Raw genomic sequence first — 837 nt, forward strand, 5'->3', positions numbered from 1 at the left:
GCAGCGAGGAATACCTCCACTCCGAGAAGTACCAGCTCCGCCCACGCGACTGGGCCGCCGCCGAACACGAGGGCCGCACCATCGCCCCGCTGATCACCCGACTGAACCGGATCAGACGGCGCAGTCCCGCGCTGCGTCAGTTGCGCGACCTGCACTTCCACCACGCCGACCAGGAGGCGGTGATCGCCTACTCCAAGTCCGCGACGGACGCCGAGGGTTCGAACACGGTCGTGGTGGTGGTCAACCTCGACCCCCACCACACCCAGGAGGCCACCGTCTCGTTGGACATGCCGCAACTCGGCCTGGACTGGCACGAGTCGGTACCGGTGCGCGACGAGCTCACCGGCGAGACCTACAACTGGGGCAGGACCAACTACGTGCGCCTGGAGCCGGGCGACCGGCCCGCGCACATCCTCACCGTCCTGCGACCGTCCTCACCACTGATCGGAGGGTCACCCACCACATGATCGTCAACGAGCCCGTCCCGGACACGTTCGAGGACACCCCGGCCAAGGACCGCGATCCCGAGTGGTTCAAACGCGCCGTCTTCTACGAGGTCCTGGTCCGCTCCTTCCAGGACAGCAACGGCGACGGCATCGGCGACCTCAAGGGCCTGACCGCCCGGCTCGACTACCTCCAATGGCTGGGCGTCGACTGCCTGTGGCTGCCCCCCTTCTTCAAATCCCCCCTGCGCGACGGCGGCTACGACGTCTCCGACTACACCGCCGTCCTCCCCGAGTTCGGCGACCTCGCCGACTTCGTCGAGTTCGTCGACGCCGCCCACCAGCGCGGCATGCGCGTCATCATCGACTTCGTCATGAACCACACCAGCGACCA

General features: G+C 67.4%; 1 protein-coding gene and 1 pseudogene. Both read left to right on the plus strand.

Annotated elements, in window-relative coordinates; all coding sequences use genetic code 11:
• Positions 1-467 (plus strand): annotated as a pseudogene (locus CW362_RS42860) (alpha-1,4-glucan--maltose-1-phosphate maltosyltransferase); the annotation flags it as partial.
• Positions 464-837 (plus strand): alpha-amylase family glycosyl hydrolase (locus CW362_RS42865; protein WP_240658358.1); only part of this gene is annotated, 374 nt, incomplete at its 3' end. The pseudogene CW362_RS42860 and the gene CW362_RS42865, both read left to right, overlap by 4 nt.

Source organism: Streptomyces populi, from assembly GCF_002911015.1.
GTDB lineage: Bacteria > Actinomycetota > Actinomycetes > Streptomycetales > Streptomycetaceae > Streptomyces > Streptomyces populi.